At 74.5% G+C, this 23887-nt stretch carries 24 protein-coding genes; 12 read left to right on the top strand and 12 right to left on the bottom strand.

The genetic code is table 11. The features are described 5' to 3' along the window. The first annotated feature begins 38 nt into the window (after nucleotides 1-38). Nucleotides 39-218 (top strand): DUF6104 family protein, encoded by a 180-nt coding sequence (locus ACH4T9_RS08860; RefSeq protein ID WP_396670131.1) that lies wholly within the window; start codon nucleotides 39-41, stop codon nucleotides 216-218. Between the two features lie 119 nt (nucleotides 219-337). Continuing rightward, entirely contained in the window at nucleotides 338-1228 is an 891-nt protein-coding gene (locus tag ACH4T9_RS08855) for a glycoside hydrolase family 6 protein (RefSeq protein ID WP_396670733.1), read from the top strand. A 3-nt stretch (nucleotides 1229-1231) separates the two neighbouring features. Here ACH4T9_RS08855 and ACH4T9_RS08850 read toward each other — a convergent pair whose 3' ends face one another. Continuing rightward, nucleotides 1232-3442, bottom strand: coding sequence for a bifunctional polysaccharide deacetylase/glycosyltransferase family 2 protein (locus ACH4T9_RS08850; protein ID WP_396670132.1), 2211 nt, complete (start codon nucleotides 3440-3442; stop codon nucleotides 1232-1234). Between the two features lies 1 nt (nucleotide 3443). Beyond that, a complete protein-coding gene (locus ACH4T9_RS08845; RefSeq protein ID WP_396670133.1) occupies nucleotides 3444-4079 on the bottom strand; it encodes a hypothetical protein in 636 nt (211 codons plus the stop codon). A 123-nt stretch (nucleotides 4080-4202) separates the two neighbouring features. On the opposite strand from ACH4T9_RS08845, the gene pta reads away from it, so the two are divergent. Together pta and ACH4T9_RS08835 are read left to right on the top strand one after the other, a co-directional pair. After that, nucleotides 4203-6272, top strand: a complete 2070-nt coding sequence (gene pta, locus ACH4T9_RS08840; RefSeq protein WP_396670134.1) for a phosphate acetyltransferase — start codon at nucleotides 4203-4205, stop codon at nucleotides 6270-6272. Beyond that, complete coding sequence (locus ACH4T9_RS08835; protein ID WP_396670135.1) at nucleotides 6269-7387, top strand: acetate/propionate family kinase; 1119 nt, start codon at nucleotides 6269-6271, stop codon at nucleotides 7385-7387. Before pta ends, ACH4T9_RS08835 begins: the two co-directional genes overlap by 4 nt. A gap of 97 nt (nucleotides 7388-7484) precedes the next feature. Here the strand turns inward: ACH4T9_RS08835 and ACH4T9_RS08830 are convergent, their stop codons facing one another. Then, nucleotides 7485-7661 (bottom strand): hypothetical protein, encoded by a 177-nt coding sequence (locus ACH4T9_RS08830; protein WP_396670136.1) that lies wholly within the window; start codon nucleotides 7659-7661, stop codon nucleotides 7485-7487. Between the two features lie 157 nt (nucleotides 7662-7818). On the opposite strand from ACH4T9_RS08830, the gene ACH4T9_RS08825 reads away from it, so the two are divergent. From ACH4T9_RS08825 to ACH4T9_RS08815, 3 genes are all read left to right on the top strand, one after another. Then, the gene (locus tag ACH4T9_RS08825; protein ID WP_396670137.1) at nucleotides 7819-8709 is read left to right on the top strand and encodes an alpha/beta hydrolase family protein; all 891 of its coding nucleotides are present in this window, start codon (nucleotides 7819-7821) and stop codon (nucleotides 8707-8709) included. A 163-nt stretch (nucleotides 8710-8872) separates the two neighbouring features. After that, nucleotides 8873-9445 carry a nucleotidyltransferase domain-containing protein gene (locus ACH4T9_RS08820; protein ID WP_396670734.1) on the top strand — a complete coding sequence of 191 codons (573 nt, stop codon included), beginning with the start codon at nucleotides 8873-8875 and terminating at the stop codon, nucleotides 9443-9445. 65 nt (nucleotides 9446-9510) lie between these two features. Further along, complete coding sequence (locus ACH4T9_RS08815; protein WP_396670138.1) at nucleotides 9511-10479, top strand: alpha/beta hydrolase family protein; 969 nt, start codon at nucleotides 9511-9513, stop codon at nucleotides 10477-10479. Nucleotides 10480-10518: 39 nt separating this feature from the next. Here ACH4T9_RS08815 and ACH4T9_RS08810 read toward each other — a convergent pair whose 3' ends face one another. The 3 genes from ACH4T9_RS08810 to ACH4T9_RS08800 form a co-directional block, all read right to left on the bottom strand. Then, the gene (locus ACH4T9_RS08810) at nucleotides 10519-11481 is read right to left on the bottom strand and encodes a zinc-binding dehydrogenase (RefSeq protein WP_396670735.1); all 963 of its coding nucleotides are present in this window, start codon (nucleotides 11479-11481) and stop codon (nucleotides 10519-10521) included. Between the two features lie 75 nt (nucleotides 11482-11556). After that, the gene (locus tag ACH4T9_RS08805) at nucleotides 11557-12735 is read right to left on the bottom strand and encodes an NADP-dependent malic enzyme (RefSeq protein WP_396670139.1); all 1179 of its coding nucleotides are present in this window, start codon (nucleotides 12733-12735) and stop codon (nucleotides 11557-11559) included. A 158-nt stretch (nucleotides 12736-12893) separates the two neighbouring features. Beyond that, nucleotides 12894-13301 (bottom strand): S24/S26 family peptidase, encoded by a 408-nt coding sequence (locus tag ACH4T9_RS08800; protein ID WP_396670140.1) that lies wholly within the window; start codon nucleotides 13299-13301, stop codon nucleotides 12894-12896. A gap of 25 nt (nucleotides 13302-13326) precedes the next feature. On the opposite strand from ACH4T9_RS08800, the gene sodN reads away from it, so the two are divergent. Both sodN and ACH4T9_RS08790 read left to right on the top strand, forming a co-directional pair. Further along, nucleotides 13327-13731 (top strand): superoxide dismutase, Ni, encoded by a 405-nt coding sequence (gene sodN / locus ACH4T9_RS08795; protein ID WP_396670141.1) that lies wholly within the window; start codon nucleotides 13327-13329, stop codon nucleotides 13729-13731. A gap of 164 nt (nucleotides 13732-13895) precedes the next feature. Further along, nucleotides 13896-14303, top strand: a complete 408-nt coding sequence (locus tag ACH4T9_RS08790) for an ATP-binding protein (protein WP_387015532.1) — start codon at nucleotides 13896-13898, stop codon at nucleotides 14301-14303. Nucleotides 14304-14327: 24 nt separating this feature from the next. Here the strand turns inward: ACH4T9_RS08790 and ACH4T9_RS08785 are convergent, their stop codons facing one another. Continuing rightward, nucleotides 14328-14714 carry a hypothetical protein gene (locus ACH4T9_RS08785; RefSeq protein WP_387015529.1) on the bottom strand — a complete coding sequence of 129 codons (387 nt, stop codon included), beginning with the start codon at nucleotides 14712-14714 and terminating at the stop codon, nucleotides 14328-14330. A 43-nt stretch (nucleotides 14715-14757) separates the two neighbouring features. Here ACH4T9_RS08785 and ACH4T9_RS08780 point away from each other — a divergent pair, with 43 nt between their 5' ends. Together ACH4T9_RS08780 and ACH4T9_RS08775 are read left to right on the top strand one after the other, a co-directional pair. Continuing rightward, nucleotides 14758-15708, top strand: coding sequence for a diacylglycerol/lipid kinase family protein (locus ACH4T9_RS08780; RefSeq protein WP_396670142.1), 951 nt, complete (start codon nucleotides 14758-14760; stop codon nucleotides 15706-15708). 447 nt (nucleotides 15709-16155) lie between these two features. Continuing rightward, nucleotides 16156-16413 carry a WhiB family transcriptional regulator gene (locus ACH4T9_RS08775; RefSeq protein ID WP_161685375.1) on the top strand — a complete coding sequence of 86 codons (258 nt, stop codon included), beginning with the start codon at nucleotides 16156-16158 and terminating at the stop codon, nucleotides 16411-16413. 159 nt (nucleotides 16414-16572) lie between these two features. Here the strand turns inward: ACH4T9_RS08775 and ACH4T9_RS08770 are convergent, their stop codons facing one another. The 4 genes from ACH4T9_RS08770 to ACH4T9_RS08755 all read right to left on the bottom strand — a co-directional run bounded on the left by ACH4T9_RS08770 (nucleotide 16573) and on the right by ACH4T9_RS08755 (nucleotide 20162). Then, nucleotides 16573-17319, bottom strand: coding sequence for a sirohydrochlorin chelatase (locus ACH4T9_RS08770; RefSeq protein ID WP_396670736.1), 747 nt, complete (start codon nucleotides 17317-17319; stop codon nucleotides 16573-16575). Between the two features lie 137 nt (nucleotides 17320-17456). Next, on the bottom strand, nucleotides 17457-18218 hold the full coding sequence (locus ACH4T9_RS08765) for a phosphoadenylyl-sulfate reductase (protein WP_396670143.1): 762 nt from the start codon (nucleotides 18216-18218) through the stop codon (nucleotides 17457-17459). After that, a complete protein-coding gene (locus ACH4T9_RS08760) occupies nucleotides 18215-18373 on the bottom strand; it encodes a hypothetical protein (protein ID WP_396670144.1) in 159 nt (52 codons plus the stop codon). Before ACH4T9_RS08760 ends, ACH4T9_RS08765 begins: the two co-directional genes overlap by 4 nt. Before the next feature lie 76 nt (nucleotides 18374-18449). Then, a complete protein-coding gene (locus tag ACH4T9_RS08755) occupies nucleotides 18450-20162 on the bottom strand; it encodes a nitrite/sulfite reductase (protein ID WP_396670145.1) in 1713 nt (570 codons plus the stop codon). A gap of 481 nt (nucleotides 20163-20643) precedes the next feature. On the opposite strand from ACH4T9_RS08755, the gene ACH4T9_RS08750 reads away from it, so the two are divergent. Further along, the gene (locus tag ACH4T9_RS08750) at nucleotides 20644-22188 is read left to right on the top strand and encodes a glycosyltransferase family 39 protein (RefSeq protein ID WP_396670146.1); all 1545 of its coding nucleotides are present in this window, start codon (nucleotides 20644-20646) and stop codon (nucleotides 22186-22188) included. Between the two features lie 79 nt (nucleotides 22189-22267). Here the strand turns inward: ACH4T9_RS08750 and ACH4T9_RS08745 are convergent, their stop codons facing one another. Further along, nucleotides 22268-23875: a histidine kinase N-terminal domain-containing protein gene (locus tag ACH4T9_RS08745; RefSeq protein ID WP_396670147.1), complete on the bottom strand. Its 1608-nt coding sequence runs from the start codon at nucleotides 23873-23875 to the stop codon at nucleotides 22268-22270. Nucleotides 23876-23887: the final 12 nt, after the last annotated feature.

Raw genomic sequence — 23887 nt, 5'->3', positions numbered from 1 at the left:
CCCGGCCGCCGGCCGGGCCCAGGAATGAGGATGTACGGATGTACTTCACCGACCGCGGGATCGAGGAACTGGTCGAGCGCCGGGGCGAGGAGTCGGTCAGCTTGGAGTGGCTCGGCGAGCGGCTGCGCGACTTCGTGGACCTGAACCCCGAGTTCGAGACGCCGATCGAGCGGTTCGCCACCTGGCTGGCCCGCCTGGACGACGAGGACGAGGACTGAGCCGCCGAAGGGCCGGGGCGGCGGCCGGCGTCGCCCTGGCGCTGCTGCTCGCCGGCTGCGGTGCCGACCCCGCGCCCCGGGCCGAACCGGACGGCGACGGCGGGGCCGCGCCGACGGCCCTGCCGCCCGTCTTCTACGTCGACCCGGCGAACCCGGCCGGCGCGCAGGCGGACCGCTGGGCTGCGCAGGGGCGCACCGCCGACGCCGAGGCGCTGCGCGCGATCGCCGGCCGCCCGAGCGCGAAGTGGCTCACCGGCAACCCGGCGGTCCGCGCCGAGGTGGACGCCTTCCTGACGGCGGCGGCCGTCGCCGGGCAGACGCCGGTGCTGGTGGTGCACAACGTGCCGGACCGCGACTGCGCCCGGCGCGGGGCCGGCGGTGCCGGGGACGCGGCGGACTACCAGCGCTGGATCCGGGACCTGGCGGCCGGGGTGGCCGGCCGGCCGGTCACCGTGGTCCTCGAACCCGGCGCGGTCCCGGACGCCGTGGCCGGCTGCGTGCCCGACGTCGCCAGCCGGCTCGCGCTGCTGCGGGACGCGGTGGCCGTGCTGGGCAGCACCGGCGGTGCCCGGGTGTACCTCGACGCCGGGCATCCCGGCTGGATCACCGACGTCGACCGGCTCGCCGCGGCGCTGCGCCGGGCCGGGATCGCCGACGCGGCCGGCTTCGCCCTGAACGTGGCGAACTTCGTCGGCACCGAGGAGAACGTCCGCTACGGTCACCGGCTCTCCGACGCGCTCGGCGGGGCGACCCGGTTCGTCGTCGACACCAGCCGCAACGGCAACGGCCCGCACCCGGGCCGTACCGTGGGCGGCGCGCCGAGCTGGTGCAACCCGCCGGGCCGGGCGCTCGGCGAGGAGCCCACGGCCGACCCCGGCCCGGACCGGGTGGACGCCCTGCTCTGGGTCAAGTTCCCGGGCGAGTCCGACGACGCCTGCCGGCCCGGCGAGCCGGACAGCGGCGTCTGGTGGCCCGAGTACGCCCTCGACCTGGCCCGCCGAGCCCGCTGACCGTCAGCCGTTCCCGGCGCGGACGGTCGGGCGCAGGCCGGTGCGGCGCAGCTTCTGCCAGCCCAGCCGGCCACCGGTCAGCGCGGTGACCACCGACTGGATCATCACCAGGTACATCAGTTGCCGGTAGACGAACTGCTGCAACGGCAGCACCCAGAGCACGCCCAGCTTCTCCCGGTCCAGCCGGAACGCCACCACCGCGGTGAGGAACTGCACCGCCAGCATCGCCAGCCAGGCCACCACCGTCGCGGTCCGGTCGAGGAAGAACAGGCCGTACAGGGCGAGCAGGTCGATCACCGGCGCCAGCAGCGGCAGCAGCACCCCGAACAGGCTCAGGAACAGCAGGCAACGGCGGCTGAACCGGCCGGACGCGCCGTGGTCGAGCAGTGAGCGGCGGTGCTTCCACATCGCCTGCATGGTGCCGTAGCTCCACCGGTAGCGCTGCTTCCACAGCTGCCCCATCGTCGCCGGGGCCTCGGTCCATGCCCGGGCCGTCTCCTCGTACACCACCTTCCAGCCGGCCCGGCCCAGGGCCATGGTGATGTCGGTGTCCTCGGCCAGGGTGTCGTCGGTCATCCCGCCGGCGTACACGAGGGCCTGCCGGCGGAACCCGCCGATCGCGCCGGGCACCGTCGACATGCACCGCAGGGTCTCGTAGAGGCGGCGGTCGAGGTTGAACCCGATGACGTACTCGATGTGCTGCCACTTGGCGATCAAGCTGTCCCGGTTGCCCACCTTGACGTTGCCGGCGACCGCGCCCACCTGCGGGTCGGCGAACGGCTGGACCAGCCGGCGCACGGCGTCCGGCTCGAAGACGGTGTCGCCGTCGACCAGCACCAGCAACTCGTGGCGGGCCAGCGCCACGCCGGTGTTCAACGCGCTCGGCTTGCCGCCGTTCGGCTTGCGCACGACCCGGACGTTCGGCAGGCCGAGCCCCTCGGCGATGTCGGCGGTCCCGTCCGTCGAGCCGTCGTCGACCACGACGACCTCGATGCCCCCGGGATGGTCGCCGGTGGCCAGCGACCGGACCGCCGCGGCGATCCCCTCCTTCTCGTTGTACGCGGGGACGATCACCGACACCGGCTCGGTCACCGGCGGCCCCCAGGTCCAGTCCCGGGCCCGGCGGCGCCGGGCATGCCGCCCGGCGAGCAGGAGCAGCAGTACGGTGCGGCCGACGGTGAGCACGCCGACGAGCACGAAGAGCGCGCCGAAGAGGGTGAGCGTGCGGTCGGCGCCCTGCACCGCCCAGACCAGCATCCGGCCCTGCCACCGTTCCGCCCCGGACGCGACCGGGTTCCCGGTCACCTGGTGGTCGATCCCGGCCGCGGCCAGTGTCAGGTTCAGCCCCTCGGTCGCGGTGGTGAACCGGTAGCCGCGTTCCTTCATCAGCGGGATGAAACGGTCCAGGGCGGCGACGGTCTGGGCCCGGTCCCCGCCGGCGTCGTGCCAGAGGCTGATCGCGCCCGAATAGCCGGCCGGCGTGGCGTTGGCGATCGTGGCGTCCACCCCGGGCAGCGCCCAGTCCCGGCTGTCGGTGTCGTTGAGCATGGTGAGGTAGCCCAGCTCGCCGGCCTCGGTGATCAGCGGCCAGTCCCGGTCGTCGATCGCGTCGGCGTGTGAGGAGTACGGGAACCGGATCAGCGAGGACCGGACCCCGGCCGCGCCGGCGAGCGCGAGCTGCGTCTGGCCGTACTCCATCCGGCGACGCCAGCCGGACAGCGTGGTCAGGTCGGGATGGGTGAAGGTGTGCACGCCGACCTCGTGCCCGCCGGCGACCAGTTCCCGCACCAGTTCGGGGTGCCGGGCGGCCTGCGACCCGACCACGAAGAAGGTGCCCTTCACCTGGTGGGTGTCGAGGACCCGCAGCACCTCGCGGGTCCACTTCGGGTCGGGACCGTCGTCGAAGGTGAGCGCGACGGTCCGTGCGGGCAGTCGGTAGGAGCGGTGCTGGCCGTCGGCGGCGTTGATGATCGGGCCGCCGTTGACCACCTCGGCGGGCACCCGGTCCTGGCCGTCGTCGTGCTGCGCGCGGTCGGGGACGAAGGCGGCGTTCGCGTACGCCCCGACGAAGAGCACACCGGCCAGGAAGACGAGCAGGACGCCCAGCAGGGCCCAGCTCGGCGGCGGCGCGGACCGGCGGACCCGCCGGGTGCGGCGGGTGCGGCGGGCCGGCGGCGGGGGCCGACCGGTGGACGGGTCAGCGGCTGTCCGCACGCTACTCGGCCTGTTCCGGAAGGGCCGGTGGGTCGACCACCGGGGGCGGGACGGCCGTGGGTGGCTCGGTGCTGGGCGGCACGGTCGTCGGAGGCGCCGTAGTGGCCGGGGGCGACGCGGCGCTCGGGCTGGGGCGCGGGCTGCCGGCCGCCGGGGACGACGGCCGGGACGAGGGCGTGGCGGCGGGCGCGCTCCGGGTCGCCGTGGCACGGGTCGGGCCGGGGGCCTGCGTGGTGGGCTTCGCGGTCGTCGGGGCGGGGGCCGGGGCGGCCGGCGGCGCGGGCGCCTTCCAGGGGCGCTGCGTCGAGTCGACGAAGGGCAGCACGTTCTCCGGGCGCACCGGCCCCCCGGCGAAGCTCACCCCGACCAGCGCGGTGTACGCCAGCCCGGCCAGCCCGGCGACGTACGCGATCCGCCGCAGCCGGGTCCCGCGCCGCCCGCTCGGGTCGACGAAGACCGGCGGCAGGTCGGGAACCGCGGCCAGGAGGGCCGTCGGACCGTCGGTGACGGTCGGCACGACGACCGTCGGACCGTCCGTCACGGAGAGTACGACCGTCGGACCGTCGGTCACGGGCCGCACGACGGCCGGCTGCTCGGACGGGGGCGAGGGCGGGACGATGGTCCGACGGTCGGTCACGAGTGGCGAGTCTAGGAGCGAAGGAAGCTGAAGTGCCTGGTCAGCGGCCTGAGTGAGACGAGGATCCCCCAGGTCACGGAGGGGACGGCGGCACTGCGGGCGGCGATCTTGTAGCGTGAGGGCGTGGCCCGGAGCGTGTATCTGACCAGTGTGGGTTCCGGCGGGGGGAAGTCGACCATCGCGCTCGGCCTCGCCGAACTCCTTTCCCGACAGGTCGAGCGGATCGGCGCGTTCCGGCCCCTGGTCGCCGGTCGGGGCCCCGACCCGATCCTCGCCCTGCTCACCGACCGCTACCGGATCGACCTGCCGATGGCCGACCTGCACGGCGCCACCTACGCGGAGGCCACCGAGCTGGTCGCCGACGGCAGGCGCGAGGAGCTGATCTCCCGGCTCGTCGAGCGGTACCGGGACGTCGAACGGCGCTGCCCGGCGATGGTGGTGGTGGGCAGCGACTTCGCCGACGGCGGGGACGGCGCGGGCCCCCGCGAGCTGGCCTTCAACGCCCGGCTGGCCACCGAGTTCGGCAGCGTGGTGGTGCTGGTGATCGACGGCTTCGGGCAGGAGCCGGAGGCGATCGCGGCGGCCGCGCGCGGGGCGTACCACGACCTGGAGGACCTGGGCGCGACGGTGCTGGCGGTGATCGCCAACCGGGTGCCGGGGGCGATGACGCTGCCCGAGCTGCCCGTCCCCACGTACGCCATCCCGGAGGTGCCGACCGTGTCGGCGCCGACGGTGGCCGAGGTGGCGGCGGCGCTCGGCGCCACCCTGCTGGCCGGCGACGACGCCGCGCTCGGCCGCGACGTGCTCGACTACGTGGTCGGCGCGGCACACGTGCCGACGCTGCTCGACCACCTGACCGAGGGCGCGCTGGTGATCACCCCCGGTGACCGGGCCGACCTGGTGGTGGCGGCGAGCGCCGCGCACGTCGCCGGGCAGGTCTCCCTGGCCGGGGTGGTGCTCACCCTCGGCGAGCAGCCGGACCCCAGGGCGATGCGGCTGGTGGAGGGGTTGAACACCGGGTTCGCGGTGCTGTCGGTGTCCAGCGACAGCTACGACACGGTGGCCGCGTCCAGCCGGATCGAGGGGCGGCCAAGCGTCGCGAACCCGCGCAAGGTGGAGGCCGCGCTCGGCGCGTTCGAGGCCAACGTCGACACCGACGACCTGGCCCGCCGGCTGCGGGTCAGCCGCTCCGAGCGGGTCACCCCGCTGATGTTCGAGTACGACCTGATCGACCGGGCCCGGGCCACCCGCCGGCACCTGGTGCTGCCCGAGGGCACGGAGGAGCGGATCCTGCGCGCGGCGGAGATCCTGCTGCGCCGGGGCGTGGTCGACCTGACCCTGCTCGGCCGCACCGACGACGTCGCCCGGCGCACCCGGGAGCTCGGCATCGACATCACCGGGGCGACCGTGGTCGACCCGGCGACCAGCGAGTGGCGCGACGAGTTCGCCGAGGCGTACGCGAAGCTGCGCGCCCACCGGGGCATGACCGCCGAGCTGGCGCACGACGTGGTCGCCCAGCCGAACTACTTCGGCACGATGATGGTGCACACCGGGCACGCCGACGGGATGGTCTCCGGGGCCACCCACACCACCGCCGCGACCATCCGCCCCGCCTTCGAGATCATCCGCACGGTGCCCGGGCTCTCGGTGGCCTCCAGCGTCTTCTTCATGCTGCTCGCCGACCGGGTGCTGGTGTACGGCGACTGCGCGGTGAACCCCGACCCGGACGCCGCGCAGCTCGCCGACATCGCCATCTCCTCGGCCGACACCGCCGCCCGGTTCGGCATCGAGCCGCGGGTGGCGATGCTGTCGTACTCGACCGGGGACTCCGGGGCGGGAGCGGACGTGGAGAAGGTCGCGGCGGCCACCCGGCTGGTCCGCGAGCGCCGCCCCGAGCTGCTGGTGGAGGGCCCGATCCAGTACGACGCGGCGATCGACCCGAAGGTCGCGGCCACCAAGCTGCCCGACAGCGCGGTCGCCGGGCGGGCCACGGTGTTCATCTTCCCGGACCTGAACACGGGCAACAACACGTACAAGGCGGTGCAGCGCTCGGCCGGGGCGGTGGCCGTCGGCCCGGTGATGCAGGGCCTGCGCCGGCCGGTCAACGACCTGTCCCGGGGCGCCACCGTCCCGGACATCGTCAACACCGTCGCGATCACCGCCATCCAGGCCGCCGCCGGGGAGTCGTCATGAGTCGGGTGCTCGTCCTCAACTGCGGCTCGTCGTCGGTCAAGTACCGGCTGTACGACGGCGACGAGGTGCGCGCCTCCGGGACGGTGGAGCGGGTCGGAGAGCCGGAGGGCGGCCCGGCCGACCACGAGACGGCGGTCCGGGAGATCCTGGGCCGGCTGGACCTGGCTGGGCTGGTCGCGGTCGGGCACCGGGTGGTGCACGGCGGGCGACGCTTCGCCGAGCCGGTGCTGATCGACGACGCGGTGTTCGCGGCGATCGAGGAACTCGTGCCGCTCGCACCGCTGCACAACCCGGCGAACCTGGCCGGCATCCGGGTGGCCCTCGAGGCGCTGCCCGGCGTGCCGCAGGCCGCCGTCTTCGACACCGCGTTCCACCACACCCTGCCCGAGGCCGCCGCGACCTACGCGATCGACCGGGACACCGCCCAGCGGTACGACATCCGCCGGTACGGCTTCCACGGCACCTCGCACGCGTACGTCTCCCGGCGCACCGCCGAGCTGCTGGGCCGGCCGTACGAGGAGCTGAACACGATCACCCTGCACCTGGGCAACGGGGCGAGCGCCTGCGCCGTGCAGGGCGGGCGCAGCGTGGCCACCTCGATGGGGATGTCCCCGCTGGAGGGCCTGGTGATGGGCACCCGCAGCGGCGACCTCGACCCGACGATCATCTTCCACCTGCGCCGGGAGGCCGGGATGGGGGTGGACGAGATCGACGACCTGCTCAACCACCGCAGCGGCCTGCTCGGCCTGACCGGGGTCAACGACATGCGCGAGGTGCTGGCCCGCCGCGACGCCGGGGACCCGGCCGCCGCACTCGCCTTCGACGTCTACCGCCGCCGAATCACCGGGTACGTCGGGGCGTACTACGCCCTGCTCGGGCGGGTGGACGCGGTCACCTTCACCGCCGGGGTGGGCGAGCACGCCGCCGCGGTGCGGACCACCGCGCTGGCCGGACTGGAGCGGCTCGGCATCGCCGTCGACCCGGGGCGCAACGCGGGCAGCGGTGACCGGGTGATCTCCCCGCACGGCGCGGAGGTCGCCGTCTGCGTGATCGGCACCGACGAGGAGCGCGAGATCGCCCGGGAGACCCGCGCGGTGGTCGGGACGACTCACTGACCCCGACCGGCCAGGGTAAGCCGAGCCTCCACCGGGCCGGCTCGTTTGGGGCCGGCTCGCTGAGACCGGCTCGCTGGGGCCGGATCGCTGAGACCGGTCAGGCCAGGGCAAGCCAGGCGACCAGGGCCACCAGCACCACCGCGACGACCGCGGCGCCGACGACCAGGGGCGCCCGGGACGCCGCCGGGATGGTCGGGGAGCCGGCCTCCGGGGTGTGGGCGAACGCCCGGAACTGCTCTGTGTTGCCGCTCGGGTCCAGGTACTTGTCAGACATGGGCCAGACCATAGCCAAGGCCGTCCGGCCAAACCGCCCTCACGCGGGCGAAACGCCGCAGGACCGCCCGATGGGGGGAGCCGCCCTCGCCGGGTGGCTTCGCCGACCGATCCGGACGGCGGGGCCGCGCCGCCCCCGAGCCGCCTAACGTAGTGGCGTGGGGGTACGACGGCTGGTCGCCGTGCTGATGACGGCGCTGCTGGCCGGCTGTGGCCCGGCCACCGCCGCCGCCAGCGGCGGGGAACCGCCCGCCCGGTCCGCGCCCGCCGGGGCGTACCCGGTCGGGGTGCGGACGTTCACGCTCGACCCGGCCGGCGCGCGCCCGCTGCCGGTGACCGTCTGGTATCCGGCGGGCCCCGGTGGGGTCGCCCGGGGCCGGTTCCCGGTCGTCGTGTTCAGCCACGGGCTGCACAGCCTCCCCGAACTGCACGCCCCGCTGACCACCCGGTGGGCCGCCGCCGGGTTCGTGGTGGCCGCTCCGGCGTACCCGCACACCCGGCGCGGTGCCGCCCGGTTCACGCGGGCGGACGTGCGCAACCAGCCGGCCGACGGCTGGCGGCTGATCCGGCACCTGGTCCGCCTCGACGCCCGCCGGGGCGACCCGCTCGCCGGCCACCTGGACGTCGCCCGGTTCGCCGCGGCCGGGCACTCGGCGGGCGGGTTCACCAGCGCCGGGATGCTCACCTCCGGGCACTCCCCCCGGCTGCGGGCGGGCATCGTGATCGCCGGGGGCGGCCTGGCCGGCGCGTTCGCCGGCCCCTCCGCGCCGGTGCTGTTCGTGCACGGCGGCGCCGACCCGGTGGTGCCGGTGACCGTCGGCCGGGCCGCGTACGCCCGGACGCCCGGCCCGGCCGCGTTCCTCACCGTCACCGGCCAGGGCCACGGCGCGTACCTGACCCCCGGCCACCCCGGATTCCCCCAGGTCCTCGCCGCCACCACGGACTTCCTCCGCTGGACCCTCTACGGCGACGCCACCGCCCTCCACCGCCTCCCCACCATCGCCCGCTCCCCCCACACCACCTGGCTCTCCCGCCTCCCCATCCCCTGACCCCACCCGCAGCCCCGCCGGGCAGCCGCCCCCCGCCCGCGATCTTGCAGTTGGGGCCCCGATATTTAGGGCGGAGGGTGCATTTCTTGGGCCCTAAGTGCAAGATCGCCGGAGCCGGAGCCGGAACGGGAGCCGGAACGGGAACGGGTGGGAGGGGAGGGTGATGGGAGGGGTGGGTGTGGAGGGGCGGCAGGTGGGGGCGATCGGCGAGGTGCTGAAAGTGGCTCTGGAGGGTGGGATGGGGGTGTGGCTGCGGGGTGGGTGGGCGATGGACTTCCACCTCGGCGAGGTGACCCGGCCGCACCTCGACGTCGACTGGTACTGCTGGCGGGACGACGTCGACCGGCTGTCCGCCGCGCTGCTCGGCCGGGGCTGGCGGGTGGATCCCCGGGTGCCCGTCGACACGCAGCTCGACCTGCTGCGGGACGACGTCGAGCTGAGCTTCGCGTACCTGGCTCGGGACGCGTCGGGGCGGGTGGTCGTGGGTGGTGGGCCCTGGGCGGGGACGCCGCTGCCGGAAGGCATGCTCGACGGGCCGCCCGGCCGGATCGGCGACCTGACCGCGCCGATCATCTCCGTGGCCGCCCAGATCGAGTTCAAGGAGATGTACCCGATCTGGATGCCGCAGCGGCCCCGTCGCTCGAAGGACGTCGCCGACATCGCCCGCCTCCGCGCCGCCGCCACGCGTCCGGTGGGGGCGACCGGACCGGCGGCCCCGCCCCCGCACCCCGGGTGATCGGCTGCTCGCCTGTGGTGGCGATGCCGGCCGGTCGCCGCACCCTGCGAGGCACAATCGGGTTCATGCCCCGTCGCCGCACCGCCGCCCTGCTGGCCGCCGCCCTGCTCGCCGCAGTCCTGAGCGGCTGCTCGGGCGACGCCGGGCCGGCCGGGCGCGGCGTCGATCCGGTGGAGCCGCCGAAGGCCACCACCCCGGCGCCGAGCGCGCCCGCCGGCACCGCGCCGAGCGGGTCCTTCGCGGTCGGCGTACGCCAGCTCAAGCTCAACCGCGGCGACGACCGGCCGCTGCCGGTGACCATCTGGTACCCGGCCCGGGGCGCGGCCGGCGGGACGCCCGAGCGGTCCACACCCGCCGCCACCGGCCGGTTCCCCGTGGTGATGTTCAGCCACGGCCTGAACGGCCGGCCGGACGACTACGCCACCCTGCTCACCCGGTGGGCGGCGGCCGGTCTCGTGGTGGCCGCGCCGGCCTTCCCGCACACCGTTCGGGGCGGCGACGGCAACGTGCTGGACGTGCTCAACCAGCCCGCCGACGTGTCGTACGCGCTGACCCGGGTGCTCGCCCTGGACGCGAAGGCGGGCGACCCGCTGCGCGGCCGGCTCGCCACCGACCGGGTGGCCGCGGCGGGGCACTCGGCCGGCGGGGTGACCACGATCGGCCTGTTCACCGCCGGGCGGGACGACCGGCTGGACGCCGGGGTGGTCTTCGCCGGCACCGCCCTGGGCGTGGGCACGGCGTTCGCCGGGGCCGCCGCGCCGCAGCTCTTCGTGCACGGCGAGGCCGACGAGGTGGTCGGCTACGCGTCGGGCCGGGCGGCGTACGACAGGGTGCCCTGGCCCAAGGCGATGCTGAGCCTGTCGAAGGGCGACCACGGCCGCGCCCTGCTCACCGACGGCGCGGCCCTGCGGGTGGTCTCGGACACCACCGTCGAGTTCCTCCGCTGGACCCTGTACGGCGACGCGGCGGCCAAGGGCCGGCTGCCGGCCGAGGCCGTCCGGGGTGGCCTCGCCACTCTCGACGACCGGCTGTGAGGCCCCTCCCGTCGGCGCCCGTCCCGGCCGGAGGGCCGATCAGGCCGTGTGGTCGATGACGATTTTGCCGAAGACGTCGCCCGAGTGCAGTCGGGCGAAGGCGTCCCCGACCCGGCTGAACGGCACCACGCTGTCCACCACCGGGCGCACGTCGTGCTCGGCGCAGAACGCCAGCAGCTCGGTCAGCTCGCCCGGGGTGCCCATCGAGGTGCCGAGGATCTCCAGTTGCATGGCGAAGACCCGGCGCAGGTTGACCTTCGGCTCGTGCCCGGCGGTCGCCCCGGAGACCACGATCCGGGCCATCGGCGCGGCCGACTTCAGCGAGTGGTCGAAGGTGGCCGCCCCGACCGTCTCGACCACCACGTCGACCCGCTCCGGGAGCCGGGCGCCGGGCTCCAGCGCGGTCGCCCCCAGCTCGGTGATCCGGTCTCGCTTGCCGGGATGGCGGCTGGTCGCGTACACCCGCTTGCCGAGCGCGACGGCGAGCGCGACGGCCGCCGTGGCGACGCCGCCGCCCGCGCCCTGGACCAGCACCGATTCGGCGTCCTCCACCCGGCCCTTGGTGGTCAGCATCCGCCAGGCGGTGAGCCACGCGGTGGGCAGGCAGGCGGCGTCCATCGCGGACACGCCGCCCGGCAGGGGCAGCAGGTTCATCCGGGGTACGGCCACCCGCTCGGCGAGGGTCCCTTGAAAGTGCTCGGAGAGGATGGACATCCCGCGCGGGTCGCCCGGGTCGGCGATCAGCGGGTAGACCACGACCTCGTTGCCGTCCGGGTCGGTGCCGACGGCGTCGCAGCCGAGGATCATCGGCAGCCGGTCCGCGCCGAGCCCCACGCCGCGCAGCGACCACAGGTCGTGGTGGTTGAGCGAGCTGGCCCGCAACTGCACGGTGACCCAGTCGTCCTCGGGGTGGACCGGCTCCGGACGCTCGCCGACGGTCAGCGCGGAGAGCGGGTTGTCGGCGTCGAAGCTCGACGCGAAGGCGGCACGCATGATCCGCACCGTAGCAAGGAACGGGGGTGTCAAGAAGGGCCCCTTCTCAGACCGGATGGCAGCGAAGGGGCCCGTCGTCCCGTCTCAGGCGCGGGCGACGCCGTCGCGGCGGGCGGCCTCGGCGACGGCCTCGGCCACCGCGGGGGCTACCCGCGGGTCCAGCGGGGACGGCACGATCGCGTCGGCGGTCAGCGTCTCGGCGACCACGCCGGCGATCGCGTCGGCGGCGGCCACCTTCATCCCCTCGGTGATCCGGGTGGCCCGGGCGTCCAGCGCGCCCCGGAAGACCCCGGGGAAGGCCAGCACGTTGTTGATCTGGTTGGGGTAGTCGCTGCGGCCGGTCGCGACCACCGCGACGTGCCGGGCGGCCACCTCGGGGTGCACCTCGGGGGTCGGGTTGGCCAGCGCGAAGACGATCCCGCCGGGCGCCATTCCGGCCACCGCCTCCTCCGGGATCTGCCCGCCGGAGACGCCGATCAGCACGTCCGCGCCGCGCAGTGCCTCGGTGACGTCGCCCCGGCGGCCCGCGGCGTTGGTGTCGGCCGCGAGGGCGGCCTTGGTGCCGGTGAGCTCGGTCCGGTGCCGGCCGATGATCCCCTTCGAGTCACAGACCACCACCCGCGCCGGGTCCACTCCCCCGGCGATCAGCATCCGGGTCACCGCCACCCCGGCCGCACCCGCGCCGCTGACCGTCACCCGCAGGTCGCCCAGCTTGCGGTTGAGCAGGGCGGCGGCGTTGCGCAGCGCGGCGAGCACGACGATCGCGGTGCCGTGCTGGTCGTCGTGGAAGACCGGGATGGGCAGCGCCTCGTCGAGCCGGCGCTCCACCTCGAAGCAACGCGGCGCGCTGATGTCCTCCAGGTTGATCCCGCCGAACGAGGGGGCGAGGGCCTTCACCACCGCGACGATCTCGTCCACGTCCTGGGTGTCCAGGCAGATGGGCACCGCGTCCACGCCGCCGAACTGCTTGAACAGCACCGCCTTGCCCTCCATCACCGGCAGCGCCGCGCGCGGGCCGATGTTGCCCAGACCGAGCACGGCCGACCCGTCGGTGACGACCGCGACGGTGTGCCCCACCCAGGTGTAGTCGTCAACCAGGGCCGGGTCGGCGGCGATCGCCTCGCACACCCGGGCCACCCCGGGGGTGTACGCGAGGGAGAGGTCCTCCCGGCTGGTCAGCGGGACGGTGGAGGCGACGGCCATCTTGCCGCCGGTGTGCAGTCGGAAGACGGGATCGGCAGGATCCACGATGGACGAAGACATGGTGACTCCAGGATCTGTCGAGCAGATGGAGCGTCCGGCTCAGGCGCGAGGTGAGGCGACAAGCGGCGGTACGCGGTGCGGGGGGTCACCCGGGCACCCGCCGAGCATAGTGTCGGCGACGCACCCCTGATGTGAGTAGGGTCATACTCAGGAGTAGCTCAGGCGGGGCGGCGTAGCCGGCCCGGCCGGGGCCAGTACCGGGCCACCACCCGGCCCTGCACATCGGCCACGCCGTACGCCCGGGAGTCGTCGGTGATCAGGTCGTTGTCGCCGCGTACCCACCAGCCGCCGCCCTGCGGACGGACCGCGCGCTTGACCACCAGCAGCTCCGGGCGACTGCGGAAGACGGCGACCACGACGTCGCCGGCACGGACCGGGCGGCCTCCCCGGCGGACCAGCACCGCGTCGCCGTGCCGCAGGGTGGGGACCATCGACGGACCGGCCACCAGCACGGCGGCGAGCGGCCCGCGCAGCCGGTCCACGGCCCGGGGTTCGTCGGGGCGCACCCGGGTTTCACCTCCGCCCCGCTGGGGAGCATGTCCAGGAGTAATGTCGTCTTGGATCATCGCAAACTTCACATGGAGGATCCCGATGCGACTTCCACGCATCTTCACGCCGCGCGTCACCGCCAGCGCCCACTGCGACCTGCCGTGCGGCATCTACGACCCCGCCCAGGCCCGGATCGAAGCCGAGTCGGTCAAGGCGATCGCCGAGAAGTACCAGGCGAACACCGACGCCGAGTTCCGCACCCGGGCGCTGATCATCAAGGAGCAGCGCGCCGAGCTGGTCAAGCACCACCTGTGGGTGCTGTGGACGGACTACTTCAAGCCGGCCCACTTCGAGAAGTACCCGAACCTGCACACCCTGTTCAACGAGGCAACCAAGCTGGCCGGCGCCAGCGGCGCCAAGGGCAGCGTGGACCCGGCCAAGGCCGACGAGCTGCTGACGAAGATCGACGAGATCTCGAAGATCTTCTGGGAGACCAAGCAGGCGTGACCGCCGGCCTCACCCCGACAGTACGGCCGGCACGTCCCGAGGACGTGTCGGCCGTCGTCGCGATGGTGCACGAGCTGGCGGAGTACGAGCGGACGCCCGACCAGTGCCACCTCCCACGCGCCCGTCGGCCTGACGGGGTAGAGTCCCCGCCGGGGGGATGAGGCGTGACTCAACTGACCGGCCAGCCAGCGACCGACGACGATGTGGTGCACCTGACTGTGCCCGCCGACGGCGGCTACCTCGGTGTGCTCCGTACCGCCACGGCCGGCCTCGCCGCCCGTCTCCAGTTCGCCCTCGACGAGATCGAGGACCTGCGGATCGCCGTGGACGAGGCGTGCGCCATGCTGCTCGCGATCGCCACCCGGGACGCCGAGCTGGAGTGCCGGTTCGCGGTGACCGACGACGCGCTCACCGTCGAGGTGACCGTGCCGACGGTGCGCGGCGCGACACTGCCCTCCGAGTCGTCCTTCGCCTGGAAGGTGCTGACCGCGCTGACCACGGCCGCAGCGGCGAACGCGGCGAACGGCCGGGCCACCATCTCCCTGCTCACCCGGCGCGCGTCCCGCTACTGACCCCCGCGATCCGCCGCGGGTCGGCTAGAAGCCGAGGGCCCGCGTGGTGGGCGGGCTGACCAGCAGGGCGGACACCCCGAGGCCGAGCGCCATCAGCGGCAGGCCCAGCCACCCCAGGCCGCCCTGGATCATGTACCAACCGACCGGCAGCAGCATGAGCTCCAGGACGATCGCCGGGGCACGGGCCCCGGCCCGGCGCCGGCTCAGTGCGCCGCCGAGCACCCACAGCGCCGCCGTGCCGCCGAGGGCGAACGCGGTCACCAGCAGCGCCGACGGCAGGTCGGTGGTCTCGGCGGTGAGATCGGCCCAGACCAGCCAGGCGGCCACCAGGGCCAGCGCGACCGCCTCCGCCCGGAGCAGCCGGACCGCCCATTGCAGCGGGGTCGGATTCCGGTCCGAGTCGATGGTCACGCGCGACACGATACCCGTGGGGGATCGCGGTACAGTGCCGCCCATGCGGGCCGTCCTGGTCGTCAATCCGAAGGCCACCACCACCAGCGAGCGCAGCCGGGACGTCCTGGTCCGGGCGTTGCGCAGCGAAGTCGACCTGTCGGTGCGGTACACCCGCCGGCGGGGTCATGCCACCGACCTCGCCCGGGAGGCGGCCGAGGAGGGCGTCGACCTGGTGGTGACGCTCGGTGGTGACGGCACGGTCAACGAGGTGGTGAACGGCCTGATGACGGCCGACCCGCCGACCATCCGCACAGGGGGTACGCCCGCCGAGCGCCTACCGGCGCTGGCCACCGTCCCCGGCGGCTCGACGAACGTGTTCGCCCGGGCGCTGGGCCTGCCCCGGGAGTGGCCCGAGGGCACCAGCATGATCCTCGAGGGGCTGCGGTTGGGCCGGTCCCGGACGGTCGGGCTGGGGCGGGCCGACGAACGCTACTTCACCTTCTGCGCCGGCTTCGGCATCGACGCGGCGGTCATCCACCGCGTGGAGCAGGCCCGCCGGCGGGGCCGGGTCTCCACCCCGGCGCTCTACCTGCGGTCGACGGTGAACCAGTACTTCCTCCGCTCGGACCGGCGCCACCCCGCGATCACGCTGGAGCGGCCCGGGGAGGCCGCCGAGGGCGAACTGGCCACCGTCATCATCCAGAACACCGCGCCGTGGACGTACCTGGGCGAGCGGGAGATCAACCCGAACCCGGAGGCGTCCTTCGATCTCGGGCTGGACGTACTGGCGATGCGTCAGCTCCGCGTGGCGAGTACCGCACGCACGGTGACCCAGGCGCTCTCCCGGGCCCCGGATCCTCGGGGCCGCCAGGTGCTGCGGCTGCACGACGTGAACGAGTTCACCCTGTTCACGAGCCGTCCGCAGGCCTTCCAGCTGGACGGGGACTACCTCGGCGAACGAGAGAAAGTTAGATTTGCATCCGTTCCGGCCGCACTGAGAGTAATCTGTTAGGTCTCGGGTACAGCCCTTGGTCAGGCGGTCCCCCACACCGTGCCGACACGGTGGCCGCACACCGAGGGCGAGGTGCCGGAAATGTCAGCAATGTCACGCGGACTGTACTATATTGATCCTCGACTGTGGTACGGCGGGTAACTAGATCACTCTAGAACCCGGACAAAAGGGTCGTGAGCTTGCTCACCGCTCGGAGTTTTTCCGAGCGTCACCCTTGACATCGCGTAAGTTCGTGAAAGTATTCACAAGCGAACTTGAGCTATCGGAACATTGCCTGGATACGCTCGCCATGTTGAGCTGTTCCAGCAGGTCCCAAGGGCAACAAGAGCCTGCTCACGCAGCGCCGAATTGATGGACGCGAACCGTAACCATTCGGCGTGCGGACGCATATTGGAAAAGCACCAAAAGCAAATCTGCCACCCATCCAGAATGAGGAGTGTTGCCGCCATGGACTGGCGTCACCATGCTGTCTGCCGCGATGAGGACCCGGAGCTGTTCTTCCCGATCGGGACGTCCGGTCCGGCTCTCCTGCAGGTCGAGCAGGCCAAGGCCGTCTGCCAGCGCTGCTCCGTGACCGACCAGTGCCTCCAGTGGGCGCTCGAGTCCGGTCAGGACGCTGGTGTCTGGGGCGGAATGAGCGAGGAGGAGCGGCGCGCCGTCAAGCGTCGCGGTGGCCTCCGGGTGCTGCGCGCTCACTCCGCCTGAACCGCACCGAAACAAAGGCTCCGCGCCCCGGCAGGGCAACCCCTGCCGGGGCGTTCTGCCGTCCGGGCTGCGTCAGCGGTGGGCCGGGAGCCGACAGGCCGCGTCGGTGAGGGCCGGGAGCCGACGAGCAGCGTCAGCGGCGGGCGTCGAGCCGGCCGGTCACCGCGGCGCGGCGTCCACCCGGCGCAGCACCAGCGCGGCCAGCTCCGGGGCGTCAGCGAGCGGCCCGGACACCGTCACGGCACCGGCCGACCGGGCCCCCGCCAGCACGGCGTCGTGGAAGAGGCCGGCGGCCAGGAAGTACGCCGACACGGCCACCCGGCGGGCGCCCGCCGCGCGCAGCCGGGCCACCGCCGCGCCCGTGAGCGGCGGGGCGGCCGAGGCGTACGACACCCGACAGGGCACCCCGAGTTCGGCGCCGAGCGCCGCCGCGACCCGCCCCACCGACCCGCGCGCCCGGGGATCCCGGGTGCCCGCCGCCGCCAGCACCAGCGCGTCGAACCGCCCTGGCTCCGCCTCGGCCAGCCGGCGCCGCAGCCCGGCCAGCAGCGCGGCGTCGACCACGCCGTCGGCGGGGCCCAGCACGTCGGAGACGTGTACATCGATCGGCGGGCCCGAGTCCCGGGCCGCCGCGACCGCCGCCGGGATGTCGACCCGCCGGTGGTAGGCGGCGGTGAGCAGCAGCGGCACCAGCACCGCCCGGGGATGACCGGCCGCCGCCAGCGACCGCAGCACGGCCGCCGGCCCCGGTTCGGTGTGGTCCAGCCAGCTTGTCGACACGGTCACGCCGGGACGGGCGGCGGCGACCGCCCGGGCCAGTGCCCGGGTCGCCTCTGCCGCCCGGGGATCCCGGCTGCCGTGCGCGACCAGGACGACCGGGGCCGGGGCCAGCGGTGCCGGGGCCAGGGCCGGGGCCAGCGGTGCCGGGGCCAGGGCCGGGGCCAGCGGTGCCGGGGCCAGGGCCGGGGCCAGCGGTGCCGGGGCCAGGGCCGGGAGAGGCAGGGTCGGGGGCGCGGGCGACAGTCCCGCGATCCCGGCGACGGTCAGCCGTGCAGTCCGCACTCGGTCTTCTCGAACATCGCCCACCGGCCCGCCCGGGGGTCCTCCCCCGCCGTGGTCCGACGGGTGCAGGGCCAGCAGCCGACCGAGCCGTAGCCCCGCTTGAACAGCTCGTTGACCGGGATGTCGTGGCGGGCGACATAGGCGTCCACGTCCGCCTGGGTCCAGGCGGCGATCGGGTTGACCTTCACCTTGCCGCGCCGGGCGTCGAAGGTCACCACCGGCGTGTTGGCCCGGGTCGGCGACTCGTCGCGGCGCAGCCCGGCGGCCCAGGCGTCGTACCCGGTCAGCGCGCGCTCCAGCGGCTCGACCTTACGGAGCTGGCAGCAATCGTCCGGGGACCGGTTGAACAGTCGGGGACCGAATTCGCCGTCCTGCTGGCCCACGGTGAGCCGTGGCCGGATCGAGCGGACGTTGACGGGCAGCCGTCGGGCCACCTCGTCGCGGACCCGCAGCGTCTCCGGGAAGTGCAGGCCGGTGTCGAGGAAGACCACGTCGACCCCGGGGGCGACGCGGGAGACCAGGTGGGCCAGGACGGCGTCGGCCATCGAGCTGGTGACGCAGAGCCGTTCGCCGAACGTTTCGGCCGCCCAGCGGGCGATCTCCAGTGCCGGCGCGCCCTCCAGCTCCCGCCCGGCCCGCCCGGCCAGGGCGCGCAGCTCCTCCGGGCCGCGCCGGGCCGGGTCGGCGGGTGCCGCGCCGCCGAGCCCGACCAGCCCGAGGCCCGCCGCCGACACGACGCTCACCGGGTCACCGCCCGGCTGAGCAGCCCGGTGAACCTCACCGTGAAGACCCGGGCGCAGGCGTGGCACTCCCAGGCGCCGTGGCCGGCCTCGCTCGGCCGCAGGTTCTCCTCGCCGCAGTACGGGCAATACAGGGGCGCCGATCGGGTCTCGCTCATCGCGACACCTCGTTCCCCTCGGCATCGCCACGGGGCTCGATCACGCTGAGCCTGCCGGTTCGCTCGCTGTGCTCGCTCATCGCAGTTCCTCCTCGTCGGCCCTGATCACCCAGTTGGCGAACGTTTCGCCCTGGGCCCGGCCGGCCAGGTAGCGGCGGGCCAGTCGCTCCACGTACTCGGGGAGCTCGTCGGCGGTGGTCTTCAGGCCACGCAGCTTGCGGCCGAAGCCGGCGGTCTGCCCCTGAGCCATGCCCAGGCCACCGCCCAGGTGCACCTGGAAGCCCTCCACCTGGCGGCCGTCCGGGCCGACCACGAGCTGGCCCTTGAGCCCGATGTCGGCGACCTGGGTGCGGGCGCAGGCGTTCGGGCAGCCGTTGATGTGGATGGAGATGTCCGCGTCGAAGTCGCGTAGCCGCTCCTCCAGCCGGGCCACCAGCTCCTCGCCGCGCGCCTTGGTCTCGACGATGGCGAGCTTGCAGTACTCGATTCCGGTGCACGCCATGGTGCCGCGCCGCCAGGCCGACGGCCGGGCCGCCAGGCCGATCTCGGCCAGCTGCGCCACCAGCGAGTCGGTCCGCTCCGCCGCCACGTCCAGCACCAGCAGTTTCTGGTACGGCGTGAGCCGCACCCGGTCGCTGCCGTGCGCCTCGACCACGTCGGCCAGCCGGGCGAGCTGAGGACCGGAGACCCGGCCGACCACCGGGGCGGCCCCGACGTAGTAGCGGCCGTCGCGCTGTGGTTGTACCCCGATGTGGTCGACCGGCCGCTCGGGCAGCTCGGGGGCGGGACCGTCGAGCAGCGTACGACCCAGGTACTCCTTCTCCAGCACCTCGCGGAAGCGCTCCACACCCCAGTCGGCGACCAGGAACTTCAGCCGGGCCCGGTTGCGCAGCCGGCGGTAGCCGTAGTCGCGGAAGATGCCCACCACGCCGGCCCAGACGTCCGGGATCTCGGCCAGCGGCACCCAGACGCCGAGCCGCTTGGCCAGCATCGGGTTGGTGGAAAGGCCGCCACCGACCCAGACGTCGAAGCCGGGGCCGTACTCGGGGTGGTCGACGCCGAGCAACGCGAGGTCGTTCGTCTCGTACGGGGTGTCCACCAGCCAGGAGATCGACGTCTTGAACTTGCGCGGCAGGTTGGAGTACTGCTTGTCGCCGACGTACCGCCGGACGATCTCGTCGATCGCCGGGGTCGGGTCGAGCAGCTCGGCCTCGGCCACCCCGGCGACCGGGCTGCCGAGCACGATCCGCGGGCAGTCGCCACACGCCTCGGTGGTCTGCAGGCCGACAGCCTCCAGCCGACGCCAGATCTCCGGCATGTCCTCGACCCGGATCCAGTGGAACTGGATGTTCTGCCGGTCGGTGATGTCGGCGGTGTCCCGGGCGAACTCCCGGGAGATGTCGGCGATGACCCGCAGCTGGGCCAGGTTGAGCTGCCCGCCGTCGATCCGGACCCGGAGCATGAAGAACTCGTCCTCCAGCTCGTGCGGCTCCAGCACGGCGGTGCGCCCGCCGTCGATGCCCGCCTTGCGCTGGGTGTAGAGCCCCCACCAGCGGAACCGGCCGCGCAGGTCCAGGGGGTCGATCGAGGCGAAGCCCCGGTGGGCGTAGATGTTCTCGATCCGGGCCCGGACGTTCAGCGGGTCGTCGTCCTTCTTGATCCGCTCGTTGGGGTTGAGCGGCTCGCGGTGACCGAGCGCCCACTGCCCCTCCCCACGCGGACGGCGGGGGGCCCGGGCGGCGGGTGCCGCGGGAGCGTCGGGCCGGGCGGGGGTGCTGCTGACCGCCATCGCGGCGTCCTCCGTTGTCTGCTGTGCCTCAGTGCGCGGGCGCACGGCCGGCCCGTGGGAGGGGGCCATGGACAACGGTGTCGGACGGCCGGCGCGGGAACGCGCGCCCGAGACGAGTGGTCGGGCGTCGTCAGTAGGCCGGACAGATGGCGCTGCGCACGCGGCCGTAGTCGACGTGGCGACGGGCCACGAAGCGACGGACGACAGCGGCAAGCATGCAGCCATGCTCCCACATGCTCAGGGGCCCTACCAACGACAGCGTGGGTGATCCCACATCACGGGCCGCCGATGCGAGCGGAAACCAAGATCGCCCACGATCAGGGAACCTGTCCCCTCCCCGCGCGCCGAGGCAACTCTTTCCGGGTTCGAGCGTGCCCCTCCCGGCGGGCGGGCCGGGCTTAGCCGGGCCCGGCTATCGGGGCGGCCCGGGAGCGACCGTGACGCGTCCCCCGGGCGGCCGACGTGTGGAAGGCTCGACGGCGTGGACGAATTGCCCGAAAGGCGGCATTCGTCGGGGTGGTTCGGTGCGGTCTGGGGGTGGCCGGCGCTGGTGACCCTGGCGGTCACCGGCGCGGGGGTGGGCTCCGCCCAGCCGTGGCGGGACGAGTTGGCCACCTGGAGCGCGGCCACCCGCCCGCTGCGCGCCCTGGCCCGGATGGCCGGCGTCATCGACGCGGCCAGCTGGCCGTACTACCTGCTCATGCACGGCTGGGTGGCGGCGGTCGGCGACTCCCCCACGGCGCTGCGGCTGCCGTCGGTGCTGGCCACGGCCGGGACAGCCGGGCTGACCGCCGCCCTCGGGTGCCGGCTGTTCGGCCGGCGGGCGGGGCTGCTGGGCGGGCTGCTGTTCGCGGTCCTGCCCGGCACGTCCCGGTACGCCCAGGAGGCCCGCCCGTACGCGTTCGTCGCCCTCTTCGCCGTGCTGGCGACGCTGCTGCTGACCCGGGCCCTGGACCGGCCGGGGTGGCGTCGCTGGGCCGGGTACGCCGCCGCCGTCGCCGGGCTCGGCCTGGCCCACCTGGTCGCCCTCACCCTGCTCGCCGCCCACGCCGCAACCGCGCCGTACGTTGACCGGGCCGCCGCCCCGCCCCCGGTCGGGGCGCCGCGGTCAGCCTCCGCGCGCACCCGTCGACGCTGGCCGCCGTGGGGCTGGCTGGTCGCGGTGCTGGCCGCGCTGGCCGCGCTGACCCCTCTGGTGCTGCTGGCCGTCGGCCAGCGTGGCCGGCAACTCGACTGGGTCGACCGCGCCCGACCGGCCGACCTGGCCGACCTGCCGGGCGCGGTGGCCCAGAGCGGCGAGGTGGGCGGGCTGCTGCTGGGGCTCGCCGCGCTCGGGGCCGCCCGGTTGGGGCGGCGCGCCCTGCTCCCGGCCGCGTGCGTGGTGCTACCGGTGCTGCTGGTGTTCCTGGCCGGGCTGGCCGGGCCGCTCTGGGTGCCGCGCTACCTGTTCTTCACCGTCCCGTTCGCCTGCGTCCTGGCCGGCGCGGCACTGGGCGCAACGGACCCGGCGGCGAGGTCGGGCCCGGCGGCGCGGACGCCGGGAAGGGGCGGGGTGGCGCTGCCTGTGGCGCTGGGCGTGGTGCTCCTCGCCGGCCTGCTCGGCCTGCCCGACCAGGCCGCGCTGCGGCGCAGCCACGAGTGGCCGCGCGGCGCGCTGGTCGACTACCGGGGCGCGGCCCGGGTCGTCGACGAGGAACGCCGCCCCGGGGACGTGATCGTCTTCTCCCCCCGGGACGGTTGGCTCTTCCTCGATCTCGGCGTCCGTTACCACCTCGGCGACCGGCAGCCCCGGGACGCCCTGCTCGTCCGGGACCGGGACGCGCGCGGGGACTACTGGGCCGACGAGTGCCCGCGCCCGGCCGAGTGCCTGACCGGTGTCGACCGGGTCTGGCTGGTGGTCGCCGGCCGGTGGGCCGATCCGGTCGACGCCGTGTCCGGCGCGGCCGGGGACGCGCTGCGCGACGACTTCACCGTCGAACGGGTCCACCCGCGCCCGGGCCTGACCGTGGCGCTGCTCACCCGGTGAGCCGGGAAAGACCCGGTCCACCGCGTCGTGGGCCTCCCGAGTCCGTTCGCGGTGACCCCGTGGCCGGCGAGCCGGCCGGTCAGGAGCGGGCCAGGGGGACCACCAGGACCGCCTCGGTGCCACCCTCGGCGCCGTTGCGCAGCTCGATGGTGCCGCGCAGCTCCCCGGTCACCAGCGCCCGGACGATCTGAAGGCCGAGCCGGCCGCCGCGCTCGGCGTCGAACTCGGCCGGCAGACCGCGCCCGTTGTCCGCGACGGTGACGTGCAGTTGCTTGCGGAACCGGTGCGCCGAGACGACCACCAGCGGCGCGGGCACGGGGCCGGGCCCCGTGGCGGCCGGCAGGACGCGGCCCGCCTCGGGCCGAGCGGTCCCGGGTGCCGACGGGGTCCCGGCCAACGGGGCGAGACCGGCCGAAGGGGCCTCCGTGGTCGACGGGAAGCCGTGCTCGACCGCGTTGAGCAGCAGCTCGTTGAGGACCATCACCAGCGAGGTGGCGATCTCGGCGGGCAGCACCCCGAAGCTGCCCCGGCGGCGCATCCCGACGGTCTGCTCGGTCGCCGCGACCTCGGTCGCCGCGCTGGCCACCCGGTCGACGATGCCGTCGAACTCGACCGCCTCGTCGCTGGACATGGAGAGCGTCTCGTGCACCAGGGCGATGGAGGCGACCCGGCGTACCGACTCCTCCAGGGCGACCCGGGCCTCCGGCATCGCGACCCGGCGGGCCTGGAGTCGCAGCAGCGCGGCGACGGTCTGCAGGTTGTTCTTCACCCGGTGGTGGATCTCCCGGATGGTGGCGTCCTTGGTGATCAGGGCGCGGTCGCGGCGGCGTACCTCGGTGATGTCGCGGACCAGGACCAGCGCGCCGATCGGCACCCCGGCGGGCATCAGCGGCAGTGCCCGGGTGAGCATGGTCGCGCCGCGGGCGTCGATCTCCCGCCGGGGCGGCGCCTCGCCGCGCAGCGCGGCCAGGATGGCGTTTCCGGCGTCGGTGCCCTCCAGCGGGTCGCCGGCCAGCCGGCGGTGCAGCTCGGCCAGGTCCTCCCCGCCCAGGTGCGAGGCGTAGCCGAGACGCCGGTACGCGGACTGGGCGTTCGGGCTGGCGTAGGTGACCTTGCCGCCCGCGTCCAGCCGGACCAGGCCGTCGCCGACCCGGGGCGCGGAGGTGGTCTCCCCCGGATGCCGGGGCGGCGGGAACGTGCCGTCGGCGATCATCTGGGCCAGGTCGTCGGCGGTGGTGAGGTAGTTCAGTTCGAGCTGGCTGGGCGTGCGGGCGGTGGAAAGGTTGGTGTCCCGGCCGACCACCGCGATCAACTCGCCGGACTCCCCGTCGGCGGTGCGCAGCCGGACCGGGATCGCCTCGTGCCGGGCCGGCACGTCGCCGTACCAGACCGGGTCGCCCTCCCGCCAGATCCGGCCCTGCACGTACGCGATGTCCAGGTGGGACACCTCCGGCCCGCCGACGATCCGCCCCACCTGGTCGTCCTGGTACGCGGTGGGGGCGGTCGTCGGGCGGACCTGGGCCACGCAGAGGAAGCTGCCCTCGGCATCCACCGGCACCCAGAGCAGCAGGTCGGCGAAGGACAGGTCGGACAGCAGCTGCCAGTCTCCGGCGATCCGGTGCAGGTGGTCGATGTCGGCGGGGCGGAGCTGGGTGTGCTCCTCGGCGAGGTCGCGCAGCGTGGACACGCTGACCAGCGT

The organism is Micromonospora sp. NPDC020750, assembly GCF_044334565.1.
Classification (GTDB): domain Bacteria; phylum Actinomycetota; class Actinomycetes; order Mycobacteriales; family Micromonosporaceae; genus Micromonospora.
This window is presented reverse-complemented; position numbering and strand designations above follow the sequence as displayed.